Source organism: Acutalibacter sp. (assembly GCF_056800975.1).
In genome coordinates this window covers 22,936-28,935 of the sequence record NZ_JBQISV010000022.1, presented here as the reverse complement: position 1 = coordinate 28,935, position 6,000 = coordinate 22,936, and the positions used below count along the sequence as shown (strand labels likewise).

Below are 6,000 nucleotides of genomic sequence, written 5' to 3'. Positions count from 1 at the left end.
CCCCACCCCAAACCACACAGCCCAAGACAAACCTGACCCCCCCAGGCTGCAATCGACTGTTATCCACTGACGCGAAACGAGGTGCAAGCATGAAACCTTTGGTTCTTGGAAATATTTCATATGGCATGTACGCCATCGGCGTAAAGGGGGAGAACGGCCCCTCCGCCTGCATCGTCAACACGGTGATGCAGGTGACCAAAACCTCTCCCTCGGCCCCGCCCCTGGTGGCCCTTTCCATGAATGCCGAAAACTACAGCTGCCGCTGCATTGAGGAGAACGGGATGTTCAGCATCTCCGTGCTGTCCGAAGAGACCCCCGCCACCGTCATCGGGGCCCTGGGCTTTACCTCCGGCCGCTGCGGGGGCAAGCTGGATAACATCCGCCACAAGGTGCTCATGGAGGGCGTGCCGGTCATCAAAGAGAACACCTGCTGCTGGTTCCTCTGCCAGGTCAAGGCAAAGCTCCCCGCCGGGGGGCAGGTGCTGTTCCTGGCGGAGATTGTCGCCGGCAGCGACGTGACCGGAGGCCGGGAGACCGCCGGCAAGTTCGAGGCCTACAAGCCCATGACCTACCAGTATTATGTAGAGAAGCTGGGGGGCGTGTCCCCCAAAAAGGCCCCCACCTACCTGCCCAACCATCAGGGGGGCGACCGGCTCTCCGGCGAGCGTTTCATCTGCTCGGTGTGCGGCTACGAGTACCACGACCCCAACTTCGGCTTTGAGGAGCTTCCCGCCGACTGGGCCTGCCCCATCTGCAAAATGCCCAAAAAGGCCTTTGTCCGCAAAAAATAACGGGAGGTGAAGCGAGTGGAGCGGAAAATAAAAGGAATCGCCCTGCTCCTGTTCAGCATTCTGCTCACCCTGGGCTTCGACGCAATGGACTGGACCTGGTTCCAATTCGCCTTCTTTGAAATCCGGTGGGCGGCCATATTCATCCTGCTGGGAGCCGTTGGCCTGGCGATGACGCTGTGGCCGGAGGATCAGTAGGGGAGGGGAGAGCCCGTGCTTCTGGATCATAGGAGCGATACCTATAAGAACGTGCGATGACTTCGCAAGCAAAGCCGAAGGCAAAATTTGCCGGAATATCCGGCCCGTACAGGTTCTTCACCTTACGAGACGCCGGCATCTGACTATAAGGAGTAGGCTGGGTCTGACCCGCTGCCTACAGGGAACAGGAAAACCAAAATGGAAACTGCATTTGCAAGAGAAGAGCTGCTCCTGGGCCAAGAAGCCCTGAAACGCCTGCAAAAGGCCCGGGTAGCCGTATTCGGCCTGGGCGGCGTGGGAGGCCATGCCGCCGAGGCCCTGGTCCGCTGCGGCGTGGGGGCCGTGGACCTGATCGACGGAGACGTATACAGCCCCACCAACCTGAACCGCCAGCTGTTCGCCACCACCGCCACTTTGGGCCTGCCCAAGGTGCAGGCGGCAGGGGAGAGGCTGCGGGCAATCAACCCAGCGGCGGAGATTGACGAGCACCCCTTCTTCTACACCCCCCACACGGCCGGCCGGCTGGACTTTGCCCGGTTCGACTACATTCTCGACTGCATTGACATGGTCACCGGCAAGCTTGCCATCATCCAGCGGGCCGTGGAGGAGGGTGTGCCCATGGTCAGCGCCATGGGGGCCGGCAACAAGCTGGACCCCACCGCCTTTCGCGTGGCGGACATCTATGAGACCAGCGTCTGCCCCCTGGCCCGGGTCATGCGCCGGGAGCTGAAAAAGCGGGGCGTCCCCCAGCTAAAGGTGGTCTACTCCCAAGAGCCCCCCCGGGCCGGCCCGCCCTCCCTGGGGGAACGCCCCCTGCCAGGCAGCGTGGCCTTTGTGCCCTCTGTGGCAGGGCTCATTATGGCGGGAGAAGCAGTGAAAGACCTGACAGGAGTGGGAAATGATGGAGGATAACCAAAGCCTCTGCCAGCAGGCAGAGCGCAGCCTTACCAAAAAATACCGCAAGCAGCTGTGGGCCCCCTTCATCGCCGGGGTAAAAACCTACAACCTGCTTCAAGAGGGCGACCGGGTGGCAGTGTGCGTCTCCGGGGGCAAGGACTCCATGGCGCTGGCAAAGCTGATGCAGCTTTTGCACCGCTATTCCCAGTTCCCCTTTGGCCTGGAATTCATCGCCATGGACCCAGGCTACAGCCCCGAAAACCGGGCCCGGCTGCTGGCCAACGCCCAAAGGCTCCAAGTGCCCCTGCAGGTGTTTGACACCAACATTTTTGACGTGGCGGACTGGGGCGGCAAAAACGCCTGCTACCTCTGCGCCCGTATGCGCCGGGGGCATCTCTACAAGCGGGCCCAACAGCTGGGCTGCAACAAAATCGCCCTGGGCCACCACTTCAACGACGTGATCGAGACCACAGTCATGGCCATGTTCTACGGGGCCCAGCTTCAGGCCATGCCCCCCAGGCTCCAAAGCAAAAACTACCCGGGCATGGAGCTCATCCGCCCCCTCTACCGGGTCCACGAGCAGGCCATTCTGGCCTGGCAGCGCTACAATCAGCTGGAATTCCTCCGCTGCGCCTGCAGGTTCACCCAGCAGGCCGCAGCCTGCGGAGGCTCCAAGCGGCAGGAGGTCAAGGAGCTGCTGGCCGGCCTGAAAAAGACCAACCCCAATATAGAGAAAAGCATTTTCATGAGCCTCCACAACCTGTGCCCCGACACCTTCCCCGTAACCGAGGGCCAGCCCCCCGCAGAAAGCCCGGAACAAAAATAAAGAAGCGGACGGCCCTTCTGGGCTGTCCGCTTTTGTGTTTGAGGTTTTACGGCTTGTCCGGCGTCTTCATCAGGTCCGCCAGGGTGATCCCCTTCAGGTAATCCGTGATCACATTGTCCAGCCCCTTCCACAGGGGCAGGGTCCGGCAGCCCTCCGCCCGGGGGCAGGGGGGACGGGTGTCCTCCAGGCAGGCCACCGGGGCCAGGGAGTCCTCGGTAAGCCGCAGGATGGTTTCTACAGAGCATTCCTGGGGCGAAACGCTGAGCTTATAGCCGCCTCCCTTGCCCCGCAGGCCCTTGAGCACTCCATTCCGGACCAGAATTTTCAGAATGCTCTCCAAGTACTTCTCCGATACATCCTGGCGTGCAGCCACCTCTTTCAAGGGGATATACCCCTCCCGGGGGTCCTCCGCAATGTCCACCAGGATCCGCAGGGCGTAGCGCCCTTTGGTAGAAATCAGCATGGTGATAAACCCTTTCCTTTCATTCAATAGAACTAGGTGTCAGCTTTAAAGAACTAAGTATCTACTCTACAGTATAGCAGGTTGTTTGTCAAGATGCAAGTGGAAAAATCCTCGAAAAATTTATTTTGTACGCTCCCAAACGCGCCGGCAGCTCCGCATTATTCTCCCATAGAAAAATAATCCCGCTCCCCATCGGGCGCCCCCTCCCTCAGACGATGGTTCCAGCTGTTCCACAGCGAGTGGGGCCCATAAATCCGCCCAATCACCTCCACCATCTCCCCGGGGGTCTCCTTACAGTTCCCCAGCAGCCAGGCAATCAGCATAGCAGAGATACCCGCAGTAAAAAACTGAAAGTGGTAAGCCCGCTCCCCCGGCACGCCAAACCCCATGTCCTCCTCCCGTACTTTTTTAATCTCCTTCTGAAAGGGTGCGTTGATCACCTCGATCAGATGAGAGGCCCGGGTGATCTCCGTAAAGTAGAGCAGATAGAATTCCTGATACTCCTTCACAAACTGAAAGACTCCCTCCATCACTGTGAAAAAGCTCTTGCGGCTGGCAAAATTCTGGTGGATTCGCTCATAGCACATCTCGGCCATCTGCAGCTCCACCTTTTCAAACAGGTCGTACACGTCCAGGTAGTGGGCGTAAAAGGTCGAGCGGTTTACGCCAGCCTGCTCGCAAATCTCCCGCACCGTAATTTTGCTCACTGGCTTGCCGCCCTGCACCATACACGCAAAGGCAGCGCGCACAATGGCCTCGTCGGTGTTCTGGCGGCGTTTGTTGTTGGGGGTGTTCATAGCCCGGCCTCTTTTCCCAAAAGAATTTTATTAACGCAACACCTGACGCAACATTGCCGGTTGAAACAGACATCTGTCGGTATTATACTATAGTCACAGCCAGAAAACAAGTGCAAAAGCGAAAAAATCTGAGAGGAGCATTCCCCATGAAAAACGAGAAAATGCTGCGAGAGGCCCCTGTATGGAAGCTGCTGTTCACCGTGGGCCTGCCCACGATTGTGGTCATGATCATCAACGTGCTCTACAACATGGCCGACGTGTTCTTTATGGGCCAAACCGGAGAGACCATGCAGGTGGCGGCCATCTCTCTGTGCGGGCCGGCCTTTAACATTTTCCAGGGCATGGGCACCCTGTTCGGGTCCGGGGCCTGCACCGCCATTGCCATGGCCCTGGGCCAGGGCGACCGGGAGCGGGCCCGGCAGTACAGCGCCTTTTGCACCTGGGCCTCTGTGGCCGTGGGCCTGGCGCTGGCCGGGGCCATGCTCGCCTTCATGACCCCTCTGCTGACTATGATGGGCGCCACCCCCGAGACCGAAGCCTTTGCCCGCACCTACCTGACCATTGTGGCCCTGGGCTCTCCCTTCACCATGTTCTGCGGGGGACTGGGCAATGCTCTCCGGGCAGACGGCTCCTCTGCCAAAACCATGCTCATCTCCCTGGCAGGCACTGGGGTCAACATTGCCCTGGACCCCCTGTTTATTCTGGTCTTCCGCTGGGGCATTGCCGGGGCGGCCTGGGCCACGGTGCTGGGCAATGTGGTCAGCTGCGTGCTGGTGTTCCTCCATGTGCGCAAAACCGACTGCTTCACCATCTCCCCCCGCTGCTTCACCCTGAAAAAGCAGGTCTCCCTCCGGGTCATGAGCCTGGGCCTGCCCATGGCCCTGGGCACAGTGCTCATGTGTTTCTCCTCCATGTTCAGCAACCAGCTTCTGGTCAAATACGGCAACATTGCCGTAGCCGCCAACGGCGTGGCAGGCAAGGCAGGCATGCTGGTGGGCATGATCGTCATGGGCCTGTGCATGGGCATGCAGCCTGTCATCTCCTACGCCTACGGCATGGGCGACCGCAAGCGTCTGCGGGGCATTCTGCTGGCCACAGGCACAGCAGCCACTCTGCTCAGCATCCTGCTGGGCGGCTGCTTCCTTCTCACCCGCGAGGCCTTTATCCAAGCCTTCCTCAACGACCCCGAGATCCTGGAAACCGGCAAATTCATGATGCTGACTCTGCTGGGCGCACCGGTAGGGGGCGTCTACCAGCTGTGCTCCGTCTATCTTCAGGGCACCGGCAAGGTGAGCTACGCCACCTTCACCTCTCTGCTGAGCAAGGGGATCATCTTCATCCCCATGGTGTTCCTGGGCGAGGCCCTGCTGGGGCTCCCCGGCCTGGTGTTCGCCGGCGTAGCCACCGAGTTCGCCTCCACCGCCGTGGCGGTCCTGCTCTGCCTCAGCTGGTCCAAGCAGTCCGCCCCACAGCAAAAACGCCGCCCCATCCCCGCCTGACTGTTTCCAGCAACGCCGCCCCCATACCAGCCCTTGCGCAAGACTTACCTGCCAACCCCGAGACTGACTGGCCTCAACCAAGCCAGCTTTCCCAACTCTTGTGCACATCTGACAAAAATGGACGGCGCAGCCCACACACAATCCCTGCGGATACTGCCGTAAGAAAACCGTAAGACACAGCCCCTCTCCCTTGTAAGCTTTTCCTGATAAAATAGCCCCAAACCAAACAAAAGGGGGCGAAGCCTGTGACAAAAATCCTGATTTTCATGATAACGCTGACCTTCGGGGTCGTCCTTTGGGAGGAACGCCGGAAGAAACGCCAGCAATAGCCGCACCCGCCCACAGCGGGCGCAGGGGAGCCGGAGCCCTTCCGGCTCCCTTTTTTCATGTGGGGCAGCTGGTGGAAAGTACACAAATATCCCAAGGGAGATTATCGATATTTCTTTATCGATAAATGAAATTCGTGCTTCCCTTTTTCATAGAAATGTGCTATATTATAAACAGTAAGCGCATGAAAAGCAGCAACAGGAAA

The 6,000-nt window shown here is 59.2% G+C and carries 7 protein-coding genes; 5 read left to right on the top strand and 2 right to left on the bottom strand.

Going from position 1 to position 6,000, the window contains the following annotated elements; all coding sequences use genetic code 11:
- The first annotated feature begins 89 nt into the window (after window positions 1-89).
- The 4 genes from ACTO5E_RS04180 (at window position 90) to ACTO5E_RS04165 (ending at window position 2,709) form a co-directional block, all read left to right on the top strand.
- Entirely contained in the window at window positions 90-791 is a 702-nt protein-coding gene (locus ACTO5E_RS04180) for a flavin reductase (RefSeq protein ID WP_482301832.1), read from the top strand.
- A 15-nt stretch (window positions 792-806) separates the two neighbouring features.
- Window positions 807-986, top strand: a complete 180-nt coding sequence (locus ACTO5E_RS04175) for a hypothetical protein (protein WP_482301830.1) — start codon at window positions 807-809, stop codon at window positions 984-986.
- 198 nt (window positions 987-1,184) lie between these two features.
- Entirely contained in the window at window positions 1,185-1,898 is a 714-nt protein-coding gene (locus ACTO5E_RS04170; protein WP_482301828.1) for a tRNA threonylcarbamoyladenosine dehydratase, read from the top strand.
- A complete protein-coding gene (locus ACTO5E_RS04165; RefSeq protein WP_482301826.1) occupies window positions 1,885-2,709 on the top strand; it encodes a tRNA lysidine(34) synthetase in 825 nt (274 codons plus the stop codon). Before ACTO5E_RS04170 ends, ACTO5E_RS04165 begins: the two co-directional genes overlap by 14 nt.
- Before the next feature lie 46 nt (window positions 2,710-2,755).
- Here the strand turns inward: ACTO5E_RS04165 and ACTO5E_RS04160 are convergent, their stop codons facing one another.
- The gene (locus tag ACTO5E_RS04160; RefSeq protein WP_482301824.1) at window positions 2,756-3,172 is read right to left on the bottom strand and encodes an RrF2 family transcriptional regulator; all 417 of its coding nucleotides are present in this window, start codon (window positions 3,170-3,172) and stop codon (window positions 2,756-2,758) included.
- Between the two features lie 158 nt (window positions 3,173-3,330).
- Window positions 3,331-3,969: a TetR/AcrR family transcriptional regulator gene (locus ACTO5E_RS04155; RefSeq protein ID WP_482301823.1), complete on the bottom strand. Its 639-nt coding sequence runs from the start codon at window positions 3,967-3,969 to the stop codon at window positions 3,331-3,333.
- Between the two features lie 146 nt (window positions 3,970-4,115).
- Between ACTO5E_RS04155 and ACTO5E_RS04150 the strand changes: the two genes are divergently transcribed.
- Window positions 4,116-5,468, top strand: coding sequence for an MATE family efflux transporter (locus ACTO5E_RS04150; RefSeq protein ID WP_482301822.1), 1,353 nt, complete (start codon window positions 4,116-4,118; stop codon window positions 5,466-5,468).
- Window positions 5,469-6,000 lie beyond the last annotated feature (532 nt).